The organism is Aquimarina litoralis, from assembly GCF_039523995.1.
GTDB lineage: Bacteria > Bacteroidota > Bacteroidia > Flavobacteriales > Flavobacteriaceae > Aquimarina > Aquimarina litoralis.
This window is the reverse complement of the sequence record NZ_BAAAGE010000003.1, coordinates 432,633-449,996: the sequence shown is the minus strand read 5'-3', so window position 1 is coordinate 449,996 and position 17,364 is coordinate 432,633. Positions and strand designations below refer to the sequence as shown.

Here is a 17,364-nt window from a genome sequence, read left to right as displayed (position 1 = left end):
GAGGAATTTCACCACAAATCTCTCACAGTTAGGGTCGAGAACTGGCGTATTTATCCTTTTTTTGTTTCCAGCTCCCGCAATGTCAAACGCAGCATGCGGTTTTTCTGCACTACGCTTTCCCATTAATTTCATCTACTGACCAAGGTAGCAAGTTTACTGCAATGAAATTTAGCAACTATGTAATGAAACATCGAAATATCCGGTTAAATATGGATGGTAATGGAAGAGCCATTAACTATATTTTATAGAGAGCCAAAGTATATTCGTACCGATAATGGACCTGATTTTATCTCTAATCAATACAAAACATGGTGTTTAGACAAAAACATAACACCAATATATTCAGAACCAGGAAAACCAATGCAAACGGTTACATAGAAAGATTTAATAGAACATTTAGAGAAGATGTCTTAGATGCTTATCTATTCCATAGTCGAAAGCAGTTTCAAATGATATCCGATGAAACTATTACCGATTACAATAATAATCATCCACATGAATCCTTAGGTGGAGAAAGCCCTAGGGAATTTGGAAAAAGAAAAATCCCATTGTTGGTTTAAACCAACAATGGGATCAGTAATGACTATATTTTTAAATTATAGATTGTCTTAAGAATTATAAGTTTACACTCCCCAGCCCTCTCTTCCGACATCATTAACATCTTATTTTTTTAATATTCTGTCCTAAACATAGGGGAAATTATACAGTATTCATGTAATAAATAATGTTCATGGCACGCAAACTTTTTCTCATATCTACAGCATGAGCATACAGCTTAAAATTTAGCAAACTACTTAAAGTAAACATCAAATGAGAATTTGATCCTCCAACCATCTGAAGTAAAGATGATAATAACCTTCGAAGAAGATTCTGTATTGGTCATTTAAAAAAGTATGAAATAAGAAGTAATTCCTAAAGCTTTGTACTTTCTTTTGAAAATTTCTTAACCGAATAATATAATTTGTATTCTGTTAAACCACGAGATTGAGCGAATGCCTTTTGAATTTGACCTGAAATTGATACAGCTATACTAGCTTGCGCATCTCCTTAGATATAGAGATTTTAGACAAATCTGTTTTTAGCAAAAATATGCCTTGAACAAAATCAAATCGAAATGCACTTAGAGGGATGGATACGTTTGTCGTGTTATCTTTATTAACAGATAAACTTTATATCATTTAATAAGTATAGAAAACACCCTCGTCTGGTAATAAGAATTGTTCTCTTGGAATTTTATAATACTCTAATGCTTTTCTTAAATCATCACCAGCCTCTCCCTGTCCTTCGTCTGCTAAGGCAAAAGTCCCAAAATGAGTAGCTATAGCCTTTTTTGATTTAATGTCTAAATGTATCTGAACAGCTTCATTAGGACTTGTATGAATGGGCGCCATAAACCAATTTGGTTTATAAGCACCAATTGGAATTATAGCTACATCGATATTAGGAAAAGTTTCACCTATGGTTTTAAAAATAGTATCATCGTATGCAGTATCACCTGCATAGTAAATCGTTTTAGAACCTTCAACCATAAAACCACACCATAGTGTTTTATCTCTATCAAAAAGACCTCTACTCGAAAAATGTACTGCAGGCATTGCAGTAATTTTTAAATTATTTACATTCATATTTTTATTCCAATCAATTTCAGTTACATTCTCAATACCTAATCTTCTAAAAAAATGTGACACTCCTAATGGAACAATGAACTGTGGGGTGAATTTTTGTTGTAGTTTTAGGACCGTATTTTTATCTAAATGGTCATAATGATTATGACTTATTAGTACTACGTCTATTTTTGGTAGGCTATTAAAAGTTATTCCTGGGGGTCTGTTTCTTTTAGGTCCCATCCACTGTATAGGACTGCATCTATCTGACCAGATAGGGTCAATTAGAATATTAACTGAATCTACCTGTATCAGAAATGTGCTATGATTTACGAATACTAATCTAAGACTATCAGTAAGATTATCATTGATTAATGTATCTCTAGTAAACGTTTCATAGTTTTCTATCCATTTTGTAGGTTTACGAGAATGAATAAGTTTGAATACTTCTTTTATACCGTTACCACTTTTTCCATTTGGATTAAAAAATTTACTCCCATCAAAATGTGACGATATTTGACCAGAATATCCTTTTTCTGAAAAATAATAACCAATCACGATACCAATTAATAATAGTATTGAAAGAGAACCGAAAATATATATAACCACTCGCTTTATTATTTTTCTAAATGTTATCACCATACCTTGCTTAAGGTGTTTACTCTTTGACCCTGATTAATGTAGCAGTCTTGCCAAGTAAAGAGATTCCAACAAAGCCTCTAAGTTTCAAGATATCTTTATCTTCTTCAAGCCACATCTTACTTGAATATGTATTCCCATTATCTATAGAATAGATTTTACCATCGCCCCATTTATCATCATCAAAAACAAAATCTTTCATAAAAACAATTCCGATAACACTTCTATTTCTAAGAGATTCTTCAGGATTTTCAATATCAAGACGAGCATCTTTTCTCCAAATGATTTTCCCAAGGTACTTATTATTTTCTTTATAAATCTGTATTTTACCTTCTTTATTTTCAGTCCAAAATTGACCGATAACATCATCTGCTTCTACTTGGGAAAAAGCATTAACAGATAGTAAAAGTGTTGCTATTAATAAACTTAATATTTTCATTATATTCGTTTTTATTGAGTTAATTCTTGAACGCCTTGTTGAAACGATATGGCATTTGTATAGCCCAATTGCTTTCTTGCTTTACTGTCATTAACTGAGAATTCGGTAGCCATTAACCGAATCATAAGTGGCATAACAGGTGGTCTTGATTTTAATCCCAATATTTTCCAAATACCTCCAAATAAGTGAGACAAAATAACTGCGACACTACGTGGTATTTCTTTAGATCCTGGGTCTAATCCTTCAGCTTTTAAAATTGACGTAAACGTAGTACGCATTGACCTTCTATCTCCATCAGTCACGAAATATGCTTCTCCACCTTTTTCAGAATCAAAGGCAGCTATAATTGCATTAGCCAGATTTTTCACATGTATAGTAGATAGAATTTGATTGCCTCCACCAATCCATCGCCATTTACCACTTGCCACGTTCGACATTAAATCTTCATAGTGATGATTGTTTGGACCCCAAATCGCTGGTGGCCTAAGCGAAATAGTCTTAAAATCATTGGTATTAGAAGCTAAAACTGCTCTTTCTGCAATGGCTTTGGTTTTTGGGTATAAAGCTGATGGTAGTCCTTTCTTAGCTTCGGCTTCCGTACAGTTAATGATAGGTGAACCCGGTATAACAGGTGCAGCACTGATATAGACGAACTTTTGAATACCATTATCTTTTGATAATTGTAAAAGTTTTTTGGTAGCTTCAACATTGATTTTGTAAAATGGCTCCTTGTCATAGGTCAAATCCATATGAGCGGCTGAGTGCAATACACAATCACATTTTTTTAATGCTTCTGCAGTATTGGTTGACATCGAAGTCAAATCATCTAAAACTGCCTTTGCACCAAGAGTTTGGACTTTTTTAGCCGATTTTTCACTTCTACAAATTGCAAAAATCTCGTGCCCATTTTTAATGAGGATAGGTATGATATTTTGCCCTACAAAACCTGAGCCTCCTGTGATAAATACCTTCATAATCTTTGTTTTTTCACAAAGATCTGGCAATAAGTAGGTTTCAATTATCCTATCAGGTCGTTTGGCTTACTCCACAAGCCAAATTATATGGAAGAGGGTAATACCCCGAAGTATTTTTTATAAGCTATGGTGAATTTAGATGGGTGCGAGTAGCCTATTTGGTAACTGATTTCACTGGCGGACATTTCTTTTGAGCTAAGCTTTTCTTTTGCATATTCCATCTTAATTTTTTGTTTGTATGAAATAGGGGGTAAACCAAAAACTTGCTTAAAGAGCATTTTGAATTTAGTTTTACCCATATTGGCAACCTCTGACAATTCATCAATAGAAAATGTTTTATCCATGATAGGGTCTCTCAAAAGTGTCGCAGCAGTAAATAATCCTTTTAAATCTAACGGATGTAATTCTTCATACTTATCTTCTACCTCCCTTTTTGCTAATTTTTGAAAATTGATATCAAGCAATTCAAGAATCTTGGAATATGCTTTTAGTTTACTACTCTCTTGATTTAAAATTATTCTGAGACAAGATTCTGAGTCAATATCCAAATCCTCGTACACCAATACTTTTGTTGTGTTAGTTAAAATGGTAAGATTACCATAATCTATTTCTGAAAGAAATGATTTTTTAAATTTTAAGAGTACTATCTCAAAAGGCATTTTAGTAGCAGAGGTGGAAGAAACTTCAATATTAGGGGTATAAAATAAAATACCAATTGGTAAATTTCTTTGAACTGAAATACTGGTATCATTTACTTTTTTATGTACCCCAAACTTAGATAGGTTAATATTTATTAATAGGTACTCGCTATCAGTGGGGTTGGAAGAAGTTAAGGTAATCGGTATGCTTAATTGAAAACTGAATTTTAAAAGCTCAATCTTATCATTAAAGTTTCGTCTTTCAATTTGTCCTTTACCTAAGGTATTATTAAAGGTTATTTCATCATCTATTACCTTAGTACTTAAGGGTTCTACAAACTGATTTATTATGTCTTTAGTAATATCTATATGTATATTCATTTGAAATTAAGAAATATATTTTTCTCAATATACATTTTTCTGCAATCAAAATTAAATTTTATGTAAAAGTCCGATTGACTCCGTTGTGATTTTTTCTTGATATCCTAGGAGTAATTCTTCCTGTTTTTGGATATTATGATCAGGTAATTTATTTCATTTGTACAGTTTTTTTTGAGGTAAGGTATATTTTTACCAAACTTTAAACTCAATGACAACCCTAAATTACCACCACCTGTAAAATCAAATAGTCTTATCTGCTGACTAATTCGACAATTATTAGGATAATCAGCAGGTTGTTCCCCACTTTTGGTGGTTAAGATGTATTTAGGATTAATCTCTTCTTTAATAATTGAAAACTTCCTCTACCGTGCATTTGTCTTTTTATGGTTTTAAGTTTGTTTACACTTCCTTCAACTGGTCCATTGCTCCAACATAGTGCGATAGGGTTTTTGACAGCGTTGTAATCCGACTTCAATCCCATTGCAAAGGATTGGATTTCTTTTATATTAGAATCGATTGCTGATTTTATTCAATTATCTAAATTATACTCTGCCTTTTCCTTCATCATCCTTTTAAATATTCTTGTTAGAGTCAAAGTAGTTGCTAGTTCTTAGGATTTAACACATAGTTTTTGTATCAGATTTTGTTGTATCTCGGAAAGCTTATTTTCGTCTTTCAAAAACAGAAAGGCTGTTTTCGATAGTTTGAAGAAATATAATTTGTTTTCGTGCAACTTTTTCTGTTTTGCCTTTTTACTAGTTCATATACTATAGAAAAGAAGTGCTTCGGATAAAGTACGATATGCATCTGTATATCCTCGCTGTTTAAGTTCTTTCCAAAGCGTTGTTAACAAAAGATCTGGTTCTTGTTCCATTCTAGATTTGATATATTTAAAATGATATGTTATAATATGTCTCTCCTTATAAACTCTTCTTGAAAGTTCTTCATTATCAAAATATTTTTTAACTGTTTGCCTATGCATGTTAAGGTTTCTTGTGAGAGCCCTGATAGCGAACCCTTCTTTTTGCATCCTTTTTACTTCTAAAAACCTCCATTTAGATTTAGTATTCTGTGGTTTGTTTGGTGGTAATGGTGGTTTTATTTTTTTTGGAGCAGAAGATTTAATTGGGTCGGAAAGTTTACCTAATCTATTATATTCTCAACACATAATTTTGGTAATTGCTTCCCTTAGATTTTTTAGTAAATGCCAACGATCCGTTACCTGAGTAGCATTTGGTGCTCCTTGGGTAGCTTCCCTGAATATATTTATCTTATCGATCTTGGCTAATAATTTCAATCTCTAGGTGTTTCGCTAACCAATTTGATAATGTAGAAGCTTCTCTATCTGTTAATAAGTCAACATTTCCTCTGTTTTCCAAGTTCACCAGGATGGTTTCATGTAGATCTCGTTTTTTAAATGCCTAATCATCAAATCCCAAAATTCCAGGGGTATTATGTAAAGATATTTTCTCCTTTTCTAAAATCCTTAAATGTGTAGTGTCACTAATTGGAAACTCAAGGAGTTTTGCAATCCTCTCAGAAGGCTTGTCTCCAGATTCAATAACAAGATCCAAGGCAGCTTTTTCTTATCTAGATACACTTCCTTTGTAGAGAAAAAATGTTTAGAAAATCGTTCGGTAAAAACCTTTAACTGACAAGTATCATTGATACAATAAAACTTCCTAGATCTTAAAAAAACAGTAGACTTATTCGTAATCATTGTAAGATCTTTAATTGTACGATTATGAAACTATGTAATTTTGTAGAAGCTGCCATTATTTAGGGTAAAAACAATCTTTTTACTTACTATACAAATAAATATGAACATAATAATATTCTCTTACCACAGAAGGTATTTCAGAAGCATCTTCTTCAGAAAGAATAATATTTTTCGCGTTCATTATTGATTTTACCAAAAGTAGGAAAAATCAGCGTCCCAGATAGTATTGTGTATCAGTATTGTTGTGGCTAGTCTTTTAATCAATTTCTATATATTCCGATTTCCTTCCAGATAGATCACCATTCAGCCAATTATATTCAAATTCCAATGTCAGTTTCTCATTTTTAGTTTCTGAAATCAATCCTTTTCATTCTACTACTTTTAGTTCACCATCAATTGTCAGGCAATAATAAAAAAGTTCTATTTTTAAATCTTGAGCCTGTTTTCCTATAATCAGTCCTTCCAAGATTATCCTTCCTATATATTTTCTAGTAATTGTCTTTTCCTTTTGTGAGTAGTAAAAAAATCGTTTCATCTGATGATAATTCTCTTTCATTTTCAACAGTCACAAATTTTTTATTGTTTAGGTTCAATTTTCGTTCATTCTAATTGGCAGCTACGACCCGGATATGGAGCATGGATCCTTTCAGTCATCCACGCTCCATATTCTCTATTGTGCTATGTTCTATTCATATAACCGCTAGAATCCATAAGCAAAAGGAATTTTTGAAGAATAACCTTCTAGCAATTTTGGATTGCACACTGTGATTCTAATTTTTACTATTGGCCATGCATTGAACTGAAATTTCTGAACGACCTCTTTTCTGCTAAGCGAATCAAGATCTGGAAATTTCAAATCAGGCATCTCAATGATTTCATAATCACTGATAAATTGATCAATAATTGACTCATTAGGATCTAATACATAGCCTCCTAGCTTATCTTTCACCATCACTTCTTTTAAGGTCATCATCATCGGCAAGCCATTATCAGGAGGGAATCTCAATTCATCTTCAAACGGTCGAATTAGAAGGTTAAAAGCCTCTCTTTTATCGGCTAATTCAATGGGATATTCGCGGTTAAAAATTAGAACTGAATATTCTATACTCACACCTGTAATATTAGAACCAATAATAACAGGATCACTGTATTGAAGAATTTTACGATAAGAAAGAGGTTCAGGAAGTCTTTTTTTCTTATTGTTAAAAACCACCTTAGTAAGGTCTTCTAGTAAGTCTAAAGCACCTCCATATCCATACGAATTACTTCTACATGATAAGAGTACTAAGTCATTTTGAAAACCCTTCTTTCGCATCAAAACACCAATCTCATTACGTGAAACAAACATTTCTCCTATATTATCCTTAACATAATCCATGATATCTTGTCCATCTTTGGGTTGACCATCTGGATCCGTTATATATGAATTGACAGGGTATTTTGGTATCTCAAAAATATCAGACTCTGAAGCTAAAGCGTAACCGCTAGCCATATATTTCCACATTGGCATCAGACCATTTTCAATATCGTAAGTAGTTGAAGCTTGAATTTTAATAGAAGTATCTTCAGAAATAATCGGATCACAACTTTCATAGTGTTCGGTTGGATCAAATGAAGCTGTCTCCCATTTGTCACCAACCTGAAGATGGTGTAACCATTCTGAGTCTGATACTAGCACAGTCATATCACCTCTTAACCAATTATTTACATTTTCCCAGTACTGGTTGGCATAGTCACGTATCATCTCATCACCTGGGTAGTTTTCTATCTCTACATCTACATCCAAAATAAAACCACGAGCATACTTTGCCATCCAATTTTTATTTAAAATTAAATCAAGAGAAACTTCTTCTGAAATGGGAGAATTTCTTTCTGCTCGACTGTGAATGATTGACAATGCGAATCCAGGAGAAGCAGGAATCACCATGCTATCTGGATGAATCACTTTGATATCCAGAATTATTTTTTTGTTTTCCATTTCTTTGACTAAAATGCTATATAAAGCTGACATATAATTTCTTTTTTATTTAAGTATTTATTTTTTTATATTGCGCACAATGTTTAGTATAATTAGGAAGCGGTTTTGAAGTACTAAATTTTACGTAGAACAAAAGTTTGAAACCAGCCAAAGCCCTTAAAATCAGTAAAAATCCTTCTATTTTATATATTCTTGGCGTTAGGTTTTATTTTTATATAAATTGTTTTGTTCCCAATTTTATCTATCTGTGATTAATTATTCTATCATTAATTATATTATTTATCATTGTGTCATTGTTGCCGTTTGAAGATGCATAAGACTCCATTCCAAATTCTCTTGGAGAAGTACGACTTATTTTTCAATATTTGGAACTTCTCCAACAATTAGGCGAATTTATCTTTAGTTGAATTCATAGATATATTTTTGCAGATATTCCTTATTACAATAAGAATGTACTCCTCTCAACCAGTTTTTAAAGTTCTTTCATTTATTTGATAAAGTTTGTTTCAAATCAGGATATTCTTCTTTGATTGGATTATAACGGGACAAACCATCGACTAATATACTTACGCCATTTTTTGTACTAGTATCAAACAATGATTTTAAGGATTTGAGGCTATAATCGACTATAATTTTAGCATAGCCCTTTTCTGATTTACCATCGCTATGCTCAAAAGAAATCACAATCTTCATTTTCTTATCACTTTTACTCCTTTCTTTTTCTTAGCTTTGAAATAAACCTATCTCGAACTCATCAACATGAGCTTCATCTTCTAATGGGTATCGTTCTCTACTTTTAATAAATAAATGTACTTTCTGACGAAATGCCCATGTTGTTTTTTTTGATTCAGACCAAAAATTTCTCAGAACCAAATACTATTTGTTCCTTTCTTACTGGTCTAAATCTCCTAGAACATTGCAAAAACTTTAAGTTTATAACTAAAGTTTGTGGAATAAAGTTGCTGCTGTAGTAGATTCGGTCTCAAAAACATTTACTGCAACGACGGCTACAAGGTTATTTGCCTTTTGGTGTAGACAGTTGAATTACATCGTTCACAATTGTACCCATTTTCCCATTTTAATTAATTACATTTAATTGGATTCTTGATGTTTCTCCTTTTGTCCCTTCACCATTGCGTGAAGAATACGGAGTAACACTAATAATATTATTACCATTAGCAGTCGAGCTTAAAGGAAGGTTTCCTCCAATAAAATTACCTCTAGGGGAATCTCCAAATAATAAATAAGGAGCTGTATTTTCTATATTTCTAAAATTAGGTATAGCATCAAGTTCAAACACTACACTACCAACTTGATCTGGAGAAGTATTCGCTTTTATAGACAAATTTTGCGGTAATCTTGATAAATCAATCAAAGTAGATTCCCCTATTGGAAATAAAATATCATTATTATCTGCATCAACTAGAAATAATGAAGTAATCTTCAATTGTGAAGAATTTTGATTTATAAAATTTAAATTTAATCTTAGAGATGTACCTGATTGTCCTGTAGCATTTCTGCCAGCAAAAGGAGTAACGATTATAATATTATCTCCATCACTATTTGGCGCCAAAAGTCCACCATTAAAATCACCCCTTGGGTTATCTCCAAAAAGAGCATATGGCTTTGTATTCTCTATTTTAATAAAACTTGAACTAGTTCTAAGTTCAAATTTAACACTCCTGACATTATCTGTAGTCAATGCCTTAATATTAAGAGATTTAGGCAGTTTACTTAAATCTAAGATAGTAGATTCGCCTATAGGAAAAAGTTCAGTATCAGTTTCAGCATCAATTAAAATTAGTGATGTAATACCTAGCGAACTCAGTTTTGTTGTTACTTTGCTTTCTGAATTATGGGTAAATTCTATTTCTTCTGTCGAGCAATAAATCAAACAAAGGCTAATTGAGAATATTAATATTATTTTTTTCATGATTACAGATTTTAAGATAATTTTAGCAACGCAAATAAATAAAATATATGTGTAGGGCATTTATAAATAATGCCATTGATTTTATAAAAATGCTTAAAAGTAAACTCCTGATTAAGAATATAGTCTATCAATTTAAATTGAAAATAACTTGATATATTCTTAATTGCAGAAAATCAATTTGACAGATTAACATTCATCTCTTTATCCAATAATCTTATTATCCAAAGCGCATACATGAGCTATTTCATATTAAGATTCGTTTAAGCTGACATCCCATTGAGAGAGTCAATTCTGATAAAAAAGGCAGTACATACAAAGCATACTAACAGGGCTTATCAATATCCCCATTAGTCGATTTGTGCTTTTTAATTATCATAAAGAACGTAGACAGCGTGACTTTAAAAAATATCTTGCGTTAACCATTAACCACGCACGTTTGTAATGTGATATGTATATACGGTATATGACAAAATAAGAACAGATACAAATATAATGCTAAGAGTATATTTACTTAGTTGGTTCATACCTATAAAGTTCCATATACTTGTAGGTAAATAAAGATGCACCTTTATCTTCTTACCAATGATATTTTAACATGACTTGCGAATGTATTCCAACCTCCATTAAATGAATAATATCTGGCAACTCTACCAAATCCTAATAAAAATTCTAATTGAGCTTCTCGCGAGTTTATTTGAGGTTCTCTACAAGGCACTCTTAGTTCTCCTCCATAAGCGAATACGTTTGCAGCTGCCGGTGTTTGTGCAACAATTGCTCCTGTTTTATAATAAATATTATAAGGTTGTGATTTGAATAAATAGTCGCAATCAGAAGAAGTTCCTTGAAAATTTACTCGACTATTAGCATAAACAGGCCAATTGATATAATAGACACTATTTCCTACCCAAGGAAGTGTTTTTGACCTATACCAATTTCCACCATAGCATCTAGCTGTTTTTGATGAAACATCATTATCTTGATTTTCAAAGAACGTTTTATATTTTTCTTTTTGGCTTAATTCTTCAAAAAATGCATCAGCGTTTTGATCATCGACTAATGCTAAAGATTTCCCAGCTCTAGAGTAAGAAAGCTCATTCAATTCTAACATAAACGATTTTTTTAGTGCTGCATCTTCTACAGACATTCCTTTTTCAGTATCGTTAGTGTATGAATAATTGATGAATTTTTTCATCTCTTCATAATTCAATTCATTGTAAGCATTAACTATTTCATGAATTTTGTTTTCGTCCTGTGGTTCATAGAAATTTTTAGCTAAGTATTCAATTTTGGCATCTCCTGTTTCCTCAGTTATATCAATATCTTCTTTCTGACAACTAAACAATATGGTCGTTACCAAAAATAAATTAATGAAATGATTTTTCATTGTGTGTGTATTTTAAATTAACAAAATTAGAGTGCGAATTTAGATTATTAATACACATACAATTTTATCATTATTACACTTGTTTTAAAATAGTTGTCTTTATTTTATGCTTTTAGGTTCTGGAGATGTAGTATATAAGATAAGAGGAAGGGGTAAGGAAAACTTTCAAAATCCCAAAAAAAACGATATTGCAATAACATCTATATGCAAAACAGTATAAGTATCTTCTGAAGATCTCAAATGAATTCTAAATATTAATTTTAATAAAGACCACACCAATCACTACTAGCTTAATCCTTTATAAGATTTCTAAAGTCATTATGATTAAAATATTCTAATCAATACACATACCCTCTCCCAATAATTATCCAAAAATTTTTATTTTTTAATTACACTTATGATCTCTTGTGTATCATCTGTAGTAATTTTTATAAAATATTGTCCTGATTTTAATAAAGATGCTTCCTTACTTAAATCTATTAATTCGACATTTTGTAAATGATAATCAAAATGTCTCTCTAAAACTTTTTTACCAGTAAGATTTAATATGGTTACATCAAGATCTGAATCTACATCCCCTTTATTTTGTATATAAAAATTTGACCCGTTAATAGGGTTTGGATAAATAGTAAAACCTAAAGCTGATCTTCTTAGTTCTTCTGGAGTTATAGAAAGATTTGTAGATTGACTCCTGTTTGTCGTAACTACAACATCTAAATTACCTCTCTTAGACCAATTACCTGCTTTATCTCTTGCTAAACTTTTTATCTTAACATTTCTGGTACGCGCATCATTTATATTAGAAGAACCAACTGTAACCTTGGCACTACTACTCCTTTGTTTGTAAACCTTTAAGTCATCAAACTCTACTCTGGTAGAATTGGTTCTATAAGAAATCCCACTTCCCGTTTTAATTGGTGTACTATCTTGCCAAGACAAAACCTGCTTGTTGTTTCTAAAAACATTGACTCTGCCATCTAAAGGGTTATATTCTATCTTATAATTTGCATAAAGATTGTTTAATGATACGTCACCTATGGCTCTAAAATAAAGTCTATTATTAATAGTCTCGTAAATTCGTACTTTATTATCCTCTCCACTAAACCAAATTAAATAAGAATTACCTCGCTGTGATTGTCGCACATCTGATGCCATAATATGTAAACCAAACTTCCTAGGACCGCTTGTAGACAAAATGCGAGCATCAAACTCATATAAATAAGGTCTTAATGATGTTTGTGACAAAAATGAGCTCAGATTGGTATTATCTAAAGAAATATCCGATTGTAACAAATGATTATTAGAAATACTCCACGACCCTCCTATCTTTTGATATCCACTATAAAATGAACCATAGTTGTCATTAAAAAAACCATTACCGCGATTTGCCAAATAAGTATCTCCATACTTCTCTAAAACCTGATAATAGCGACCCGTTACACCTATGTTATCACTATCACTGAAATTAACAGTAAAATCATCACTTTGTATTGAACCTCCCACAGCAGTCATTGATGTAACTGGAGATTCATAATCTGAATTTTCTAGTACACAGGTTCTTTCTAAATCACTTTCTAAAGCTTTTAAATATGCTTCTGCAAAAGTGTCTCTCCAATTATTGCTTAATAATTTATTAGCGTCAGGCGAATCCACAAAACCTATTTCATTCAAAACACCTATTGCATTATTATTAGTCAAAACACCTAGATGAAAAATAAAAGAAGCATCTTCTACTGACCTTCGGTCTGTCCACTTACCAATATTTACCATATGGTTTTGTATGTCCCTGGAAAACCTAGAATTCGACGAAGCTGACGAATTACTCCTATTACACCAAAAGGTCTCGGTCCCTGTTCCGCCTCCAGCATTACAATGTATACTTATAAACCTATCTGCATTCCAATTATTTGAAATAGCTCTTCTTTGACCTAAGCTCAAATGACCATTTCTAGTTGATCTAGTTAATCTAACTGTCCATCCATTACATCTACTTTCAATTTTTTCTTTAAGTTTAAGTCCAACTGCTAAAGCTGTTGAGTGCTCAATATCTGTCCTACCATCTGGATTAGAACCATCAACTGCATAACCATGGCCCGGATCTATAACTATAACTTGTGCTATAGAATTGAAGTAGAAAAAAGACATTAAAAGAACAAGAGTATATATATTTTTTCTAAAAATCATAATCTATATTTTAAATTACCAACAAATAACTTACCAGTCTTTTCATCTGAAAAAACAATCTTTTTTCCATCAGGTGATACGTCAGCGTTCATTTCTATCCTGTCTTTTGTTCTCGTTAATTGAACCTTTTTTTTATCTTTTAATGAAATCATATAAAGTTCTGAGGCAGTAATATTATGTCCGTCTGAACTTTTATCTTCAAATGTTATTATTCCTTTGTCATCTTTCAACCAAGAGGTTGCAATACCCTCACCTAAATATTCTCTTTTCTTTTTATCGTATATGTGGTATAGATAGATTGAAGAACCCTCATGAACTACTACCTTGTTTCCAGAAGGAGAGACTAAACAGTGATAGTATTGTCCTACCTCATTTGAAATCTTCCTAACAACATTGGTATCAGTATTTTTTGCTTCTAATTGAAGTGTTTCGGGATTAATATAAATTTGTAAATTCTTATTCTTTTGATTCATTACTTTAGTATTTTGCGGATTTATATTAATTTCATTTCTTACCGCTCCATCTGTTAAGCTTAAGCTTTTTGCCTTAGAATCCGAAAAATATCCATTTAGTGGTTTATCTCTATAAATAATTTTATCTCCATCAGCAGACCAATTCGCCATGTAACCGATTCCCTCCTTTTCTTTTATCATTGTTACCTCTTCAGACTTTAAATCAATTATATATAATTTAGAATTATGATGGTCAGTACACAAAATTTTAGATCCATTAGGAGACCATTTTGGAAATGTTAACTCGTCTGAAAAATTTATGGAATATATATCCGTTATTTGGTTTTGAGAAAATCCCTTGTAAATAAATAAAGAGAGCAAACTAAATGTTATTCTAGTTAAAATCGATTTCATATTATTTGAATGTTAGCAACTATATTAAATTTTGAGTTATTACTTTTTAATTACACTTATGATCTCTTGTGTATCATCTGTAGTAATTTTTATAAAATATTGTCCTGATTTTAATAAAGATGCTTCCTTACTTAAATCTATTAATTCGACATCTTGTAAATGATAATCAAAATGTCTCTCTAAAACTTTTTTACCAGTAAGATCTAATATGGTTACATCAAGATCTGAATCTACATCCCCTTTGTGTTGTATATAAAAATTTGACCCGTTAATAGGGTTTGGATAAACAGTAAAACCTAAAGCTGATCTTCTTAGTTCTTCTGGAGTTGTAGAAAGATTTGTAGATTGACTCCTGTTTGTCGTAACTACAACATCTAAATTACCTCTCTTAGACCAATTACCTGCTTTATCTCTTGCTAAACTTTTTATCTTAACATTTCTGGTACGCGCATCATTTATATTAGAAGAACCAACTGTAATCTTGGCACTACTACTCCTTTGTTTGTAAACCTTTAAGTCATCAAACTCTACTCTGGTAGAATTGGTCCTATAAGAAATCCCACTTCCCGTTTTAATTGGCGTAGTATCCTGCCAAGACAAAACCTGCTTGTTGTTTCTAAAAACATTGACTCTGCCATCTAAAGGGTTATATTCTATCTTATAATTTGCATAAAGATTGTTTAATGATACGTCACCTATGGCTCTAAAATAAAGTCTATTATTAATAGTCTCGTAAATTCGTACTTTATTATCCTCTCCACTAAACCAAATTAAATAAGAATTACCTCGCTGTGATTGTCGCACATCTGATGCCATAATATGTAAACCAAACTTCCTAGGACCGCTTGTAGACAAAATGCGAGCATCAAACTCATATAAATAAGGCCTTAATGATGTTTGTGACAAAAATGAGCTCAGATTGGTATTATCTAAAGAAATATCCGATTGTAACAAATGATTATTAGAAATACTCCACGACCCTCCTATCTTTTGATATCCACTATAAAATGAACCATAGTTGTCATTAAAAAAACCATTACCGCGATTTGCCAAATAAGTGTCTCCATACTTCTCTAAAACCTGATAATAGCGACCCGTTACACCTATGTTGTCACTATCACTGAAATTAATAGTAAAATCATCACTTTGTATTGAACCTCCCACAGCAGTCATTGATGTAACTGGAGATTCGTTATCTGAAGAAGGGTTTTGACCTCTATTTGCCCTATACCAAAAATTTCTTCTTGGATGACCTCCGTCCTGAAATGTTCTCTGTAATCGAAGCCCCCCTCCATTGGTTCTCCACTCAAAGTGTATATGGTCTCCCGTAGATCCACCTGAAGTTCCTTCGATTGCAATTGGCTGACCACTCTCAACTTGTTGTCCTACAGAAACTAAAAATCTCTTATTGTGGGCGTAATATGTCTCTTCGCCATCTGGATGTTCTATAATTACCAGCCTACCAAAACCTGATGTTAAACTCCCATCTATTTGAGCATAAACAACCCTTCCTTTACCTGAGGCTGCTACTATCTCGTCACCAGAAGGGTTTGTAGCATAATCTGTGGCTAATTGCCCATGTTGTCCCGTAAATGGGCGTCCCGTCCAAGCCCTGCTAGGGTTATGCCCGGGAGGAGGAGGAGGCGTTCCATGTCTTGACACAACATTTTCTAATCCATCTTGCCAAGGTAAATGATATACTGTACTTGGCGCTTTGTTATAAATACTTACTTGAGACCTTTTTGATACACTACCTTTCCACCCTATTAAGTTTATTACACTTTTATTATCCTTCAAAATTGACTTTAATTTGTTATTTCGCAAATCAAATTCTAACAGCCAATTAGAATGACCATGTACTCTATTATCGTTCTTTTGCAACGAGGCCGCAAAGTATAACTTTTCTCTATCAGGAGATACTAAAGGTGTTTGATGATATGTAAACGGCAAATCAATTTTTCTTATTTTTTTTGTCCTGAGATTAAATATTCCAATCCCCTCGTGCTCAAAAGCAGAATTAAAAAATCTAAACTCAACATATATTTCATCTTTATTATTCGTCCAACCAACAGGAATAAAGGCTAGTTTTCTTTCATTGATAACACCTTCAGAATATCCATTCTCACCAATTATACCTTGTTTACTATTGGCATATAGCATCGTTACTTCGTTAGTTAGCAAATTTTTTGATTTTAAAGAAAATCCTTTGCCAAATCTTGGTCTCTCAATGTAAATCCACTCCTTTTCATTATAGGGATTTTTCAATCCCATAAAAAAAACTGTTTCTATAGTTTTAGACTTTTTTAATTTTAAAAAATCACTTGAGTAAATTTTTGAATCAATTGATACTTGTACCGAGTTGACAAGGTCAACAGATAGTTTTTGCCTTGTTTCTCCAGTAAAAGAATCAAAACTCATTAATTGATTATTGTTCTTATATAATAAGGTTTGACCATAAAAATTTAAACCTATTATAAAAAACAGAAACGAAAAAAGTATTTTTTTAATATTCATAAATTGTCATAAAATTAGTTAACAAAGGGCAAAATTAATGTTGTCATGTATCTCAGCATCCTTGATATTTGTGTGTGCTTTATTAAAAATGCTTTTTTATTTAATTCCAC

The 17,364-nt window shown here is 32.0% G+C and carries 16 protein-coding genes; 1 reads left to right on the top strand and 15 read right to left on the bottom strand.

The genetic code is table 11. From position 1 onward, the window contains the following. Nucleotides 1-308: 308 nt before the first annotated feature. Entirely contained in the window at nucleotides 309-560 is a 252-nt protein-coding gene (locus ABD077_RS16380) for an integrase core domain-containing protein (RefSeq protein ID WP_343913330.1), read from the top strand. Nucleotides 561-1,178: 618 nt separating this feature from the next. On the opposite strand, the gene ABD077_RS16375 is transcribed toward ABD077_RS16380, so the two are convergent. From ABD077_RS16375 to ABD077_RS16310, 15 genes are all read right to left on the bottom strand, one after another. Further along, nucleotides 1,179-2,213: an MBL fold metallo-hydrolase gene (locus ABD077_RS16375; RefSeq protein ID WP_343913329.1), complete on the bottom strand. Its 1,035-nt coding sequence runs from the start codon at nucleotides 2,211-2,213 to the stop codon at nucleotides 1,179-1,181. Nucleotides 2,214-2,262: 49 nt separating this feature from the next. Next, on the bottom strand, nucleotides 2,263-2,682 hold the full coding sequence (locus tag ABD077_RS16370) for a DUF2147 domain-containing protein (RefSeq protein ID WP_343913328.1): 420 nt from the start codon (nucleotides 2,680-2,682) through the stop codon (nucleotides 2,263-2,265). Nucleotides 2,683-2,693: 11 nt separating this feature from the next. Next, the gene (locus tag ABD077_RS16365; RefSeq protein WP_343913327.1) at nucleotides 2,694-3,656 is read right to left on the bottom strand and encodes an NAD-dependent epimerase/dehydratase family protein; all 963 of its coding nucleotides are present in this window, start codon (nucleotides 3,654-3,656) and stop codon (nucleotides 2,694-2,696) included. Nucleotides 3,657-3,739: 83 nt separating this feature from the next. Continuing rightward, nucleotides 3,740-4,675 (bottom strand): helix-turn-helix domain-containing protein, encoded by a 936-nt coding sequence (locus ABD077_RS16360; RefSeq protein ID WP_343913326.1) that lies wholly within the window; start codon nucleotides 4,673-4,675, stop codon nucleotides 3,740-3,742. 313 nt (nucleotides 4,676-4,988) lie between these two features. Continuing rightward, nucleotides 4,989-5,192 carry a transposase gene (locus tag ABD077_RS16355; RefSeq protein ID WP_343913817.1) on the bottom strand — a complete coding sequence of 68 codons (204 nt, stop codon included), beginning with the start codon at nucleotides 5,190-5,192 and terminating at the stop codon, nucleotides 4,989-4,991. A 243-nt stretch (nucleotides 5,193-5,435) separates the two neighbouring features. Continuing rightward, a complete protein-coding gene (locus ABD077_RS16350; RefSeq protein ID WP_343913325.1) occupies nucleotides 5,436-5,657 on the bottom strand; it encodes a hypothetical protein in 222 nt (73 codons plus the stop codon). A gap of 177 nt (nucleotides 5,658-5,834) precedes the next feature. After that, nucleotides 5,835-5,972 carry a hypothetical protein gene (locus ABD077_RS16345; RefSeq protein WP_343913324.1) on the bottom strand — a complete coding sequence of 46 codons (138 nt, stop codon included), beginning with the start codon at nucleotides 5,970-5,972 and terminating at the stop codon, nucleotides 5,835-5,837. A 790-nt stretch (nucleotides 5,973-6,762) separates the two neighbouring features. After that, nucleotides 6,763-6,930 (bottom strand): avidin-fold protein, encoded by a 168-nt coding sequence (locus tag ABD077_RS25265; RefSeq protein WP_486303262.1) that lies wholly within the window; start codon nucleotides 6,928-6,930, stop codon nucleotides 6,763-6,765. A 165-nt stretch (nucleotides 6,931-7,095) separates the two neighbouring features. Continuing rightward, complete coding sequence (locus ABD077_RS16340) at nucleotides 7,096-8,406, bottom strand: hypothetical protein (protein ID WP_343913323.1); 1,311 nt, start codon at nucleotides 8,404-8,406, stop codon at nucleotides 7,096-7,098. A 450-nt stretch (nucleotides 8,407-8,856) separates the two neighbouring features. Continuing rightward, nucleotides 8,857-9,066 (bottom strand): hypothetical protein, encoded by a 210-nt coding sequence (locus ABD077_RS16335; protein WP_343913322.1) that lies wholly within the window; start codon nucleotides 9,064-9,066, stop codon nucleotides 8,857-8,859. Nucleotides 9,067-9,451: 385 nt separating this feature from the next. Continuing rightward, nucleotides 9,452-10,306: a hypothetical protein gene (locus ABD077_RS16330; protein WP_343913320.1), complete on the bottom strand. Its 855-nt coding sequence runs from the start codon at nucleotides 10,304-10,306 to the stop codon at nucleotides 9,452-9,454. A gap of 568 nt (nucleotides 10,307-10,874) precedes the next feature. Further along, a complete protein-coding gene (locus ABD077_RS16325; protein WP_343913319.1) occupies nucleotides 10,875-11,690 on the bottom strand; it encodes a hypothetical protein in 816 nt (271 codons plus the stop codon). 378 nt (nucleotides 11,691-12,068) lie between these two features. After that, nucleotides 12,069-13,874, bottom strand: coding sequence for an N-acetylmuramoyl-L-alanine amidase (locus ABD077_RS16320; protein ID WP_343913318.1), 1,806 nt, complete (start codon nucleotides 13,872-13,874; stop codon nucleotides 12,069-12,071). Further along, complete coding sequence (locus ABD077_RS16315; protein ID WP_343913317.1) at nucleotides 13,871-14,740, bottom strand: TolB family protein; 870 nt, start codon at nucleotides 14,738-14,740, stop codon at nucleotides 13,871-13,873. Before ABD077_RS16315 ends, ABD077_RS16320 begins: the two co-directional genes overlap by 4 nt. 39 nt (nucleotides 14,741-14,779) lie before the next feature. Next, nucleotides 14,780-17,158, bottom strand: coding sequence for a peptidoglycan DD-metalloendopeptidase family protein (locus tag ABD077_RS16310; protein WP_343913316.1), 2,379 nt, complete (start codon nucleotides 17,156-17,158; stop codon nucleotides 14,780-14,782). Nucleotides 17,159-17,364 lie beyond the last annotated feature (206 nt).

Excerpts from the sequence above, each read along its gene's own strand:
- ABD077_RS16365 (WP_343913327.1), bottom strand. The coding sequence starts at position 3,656 with ATGAAGGTATTTATCACAGGAGGCTCAGGTTTTGTAGGGCAAAATATC.
- ABD077_RS16340 (WP_343913323.1), bottom strand. The coding sequence starts at position 8,406 with ATGTCAGCTTTATATAGCATTTTAGTCAAAGAAATGGAAAACAAAAAA.
- ABD077_RS16370 (WP_343913328.1), bottom strand. The coding sequence starts at position 2,682 with ATGAAAATATTAAGTTTATTAATAGCAACACTTTTACTATCTGTTAAT.
- ABD077_RS16315 (WP_343913317.1), bottom strand. The coding sequence starts at position 14,740 with ATGAAATCGATTTTAACTAGAATAACATTTAGTTTGCTCTCTTTATTT.
- ABD077_RS16350 (WP_343913325.1), bottom strand. The coding sequence starts at position 5,657 with ATGCATAGGCAAACAGTTAAAAAATATTTTGATAATGAAGAACTTTCA.
- ABD077_RS16360 (WP_343913326.1), bottom strand. The coding sequence starts at position 4,675 with ATGAATATACATATAGATATTACTAAAGACATAATAAATCAGTTTGTA.
- ABD077_RS16325 (WP_343913319.1), bottom strand. The coding sequence starts at position 11,690 with ATGAAAAATCATTTCATTAATTTATTTTTGGTAACGACCATATTGTTT.
- ABD077_RS16310 (WP_343913316.1), bottom strand. The coding sequence starts at position 17,158 with ATGAGTTTTGATTCTTTTACTGGAGAAACAAGGCAAAAACTATCTGTT.
- ABD077_RS25265 (WP_486303262.1), bottom strand. The coding sequence starts at position 6,930 with ATGAAACGATTTTTTTACTACTCACAAAAGGAAAAGACAATTACTAGA.
- ABD077_RS16380 (WP_343913330.1), top strand. The coding sequence starts at position 309 with ATGGTGTTTAGACAAAAACATAACACCAATATATTCAGAACCAGGAAA.
- ABD077_RS16335 (WP_343913322.1), bottom strand. The coding sequence starts at position 9,066 with ATGAAGATTGTGATTTCTTTTGAGCATAGCGATGGTAAATCAGAAAAG.
- ABD077_RS16320 (WP_343913318.1), bottom strand. The coding sequence starts at position 13,874 with ATGATTTTTAGAAAAAATATATATACTCTTGTTCTTTTAATGTCTTTT.
- ABD077_RS16330 (WP_343913320.1), bottom strand. The coding sequence starts at position 10,306 with ATGAAAAAAATAATATTAATATTCTCAATTAGCCTTTGTTTGATTTAT.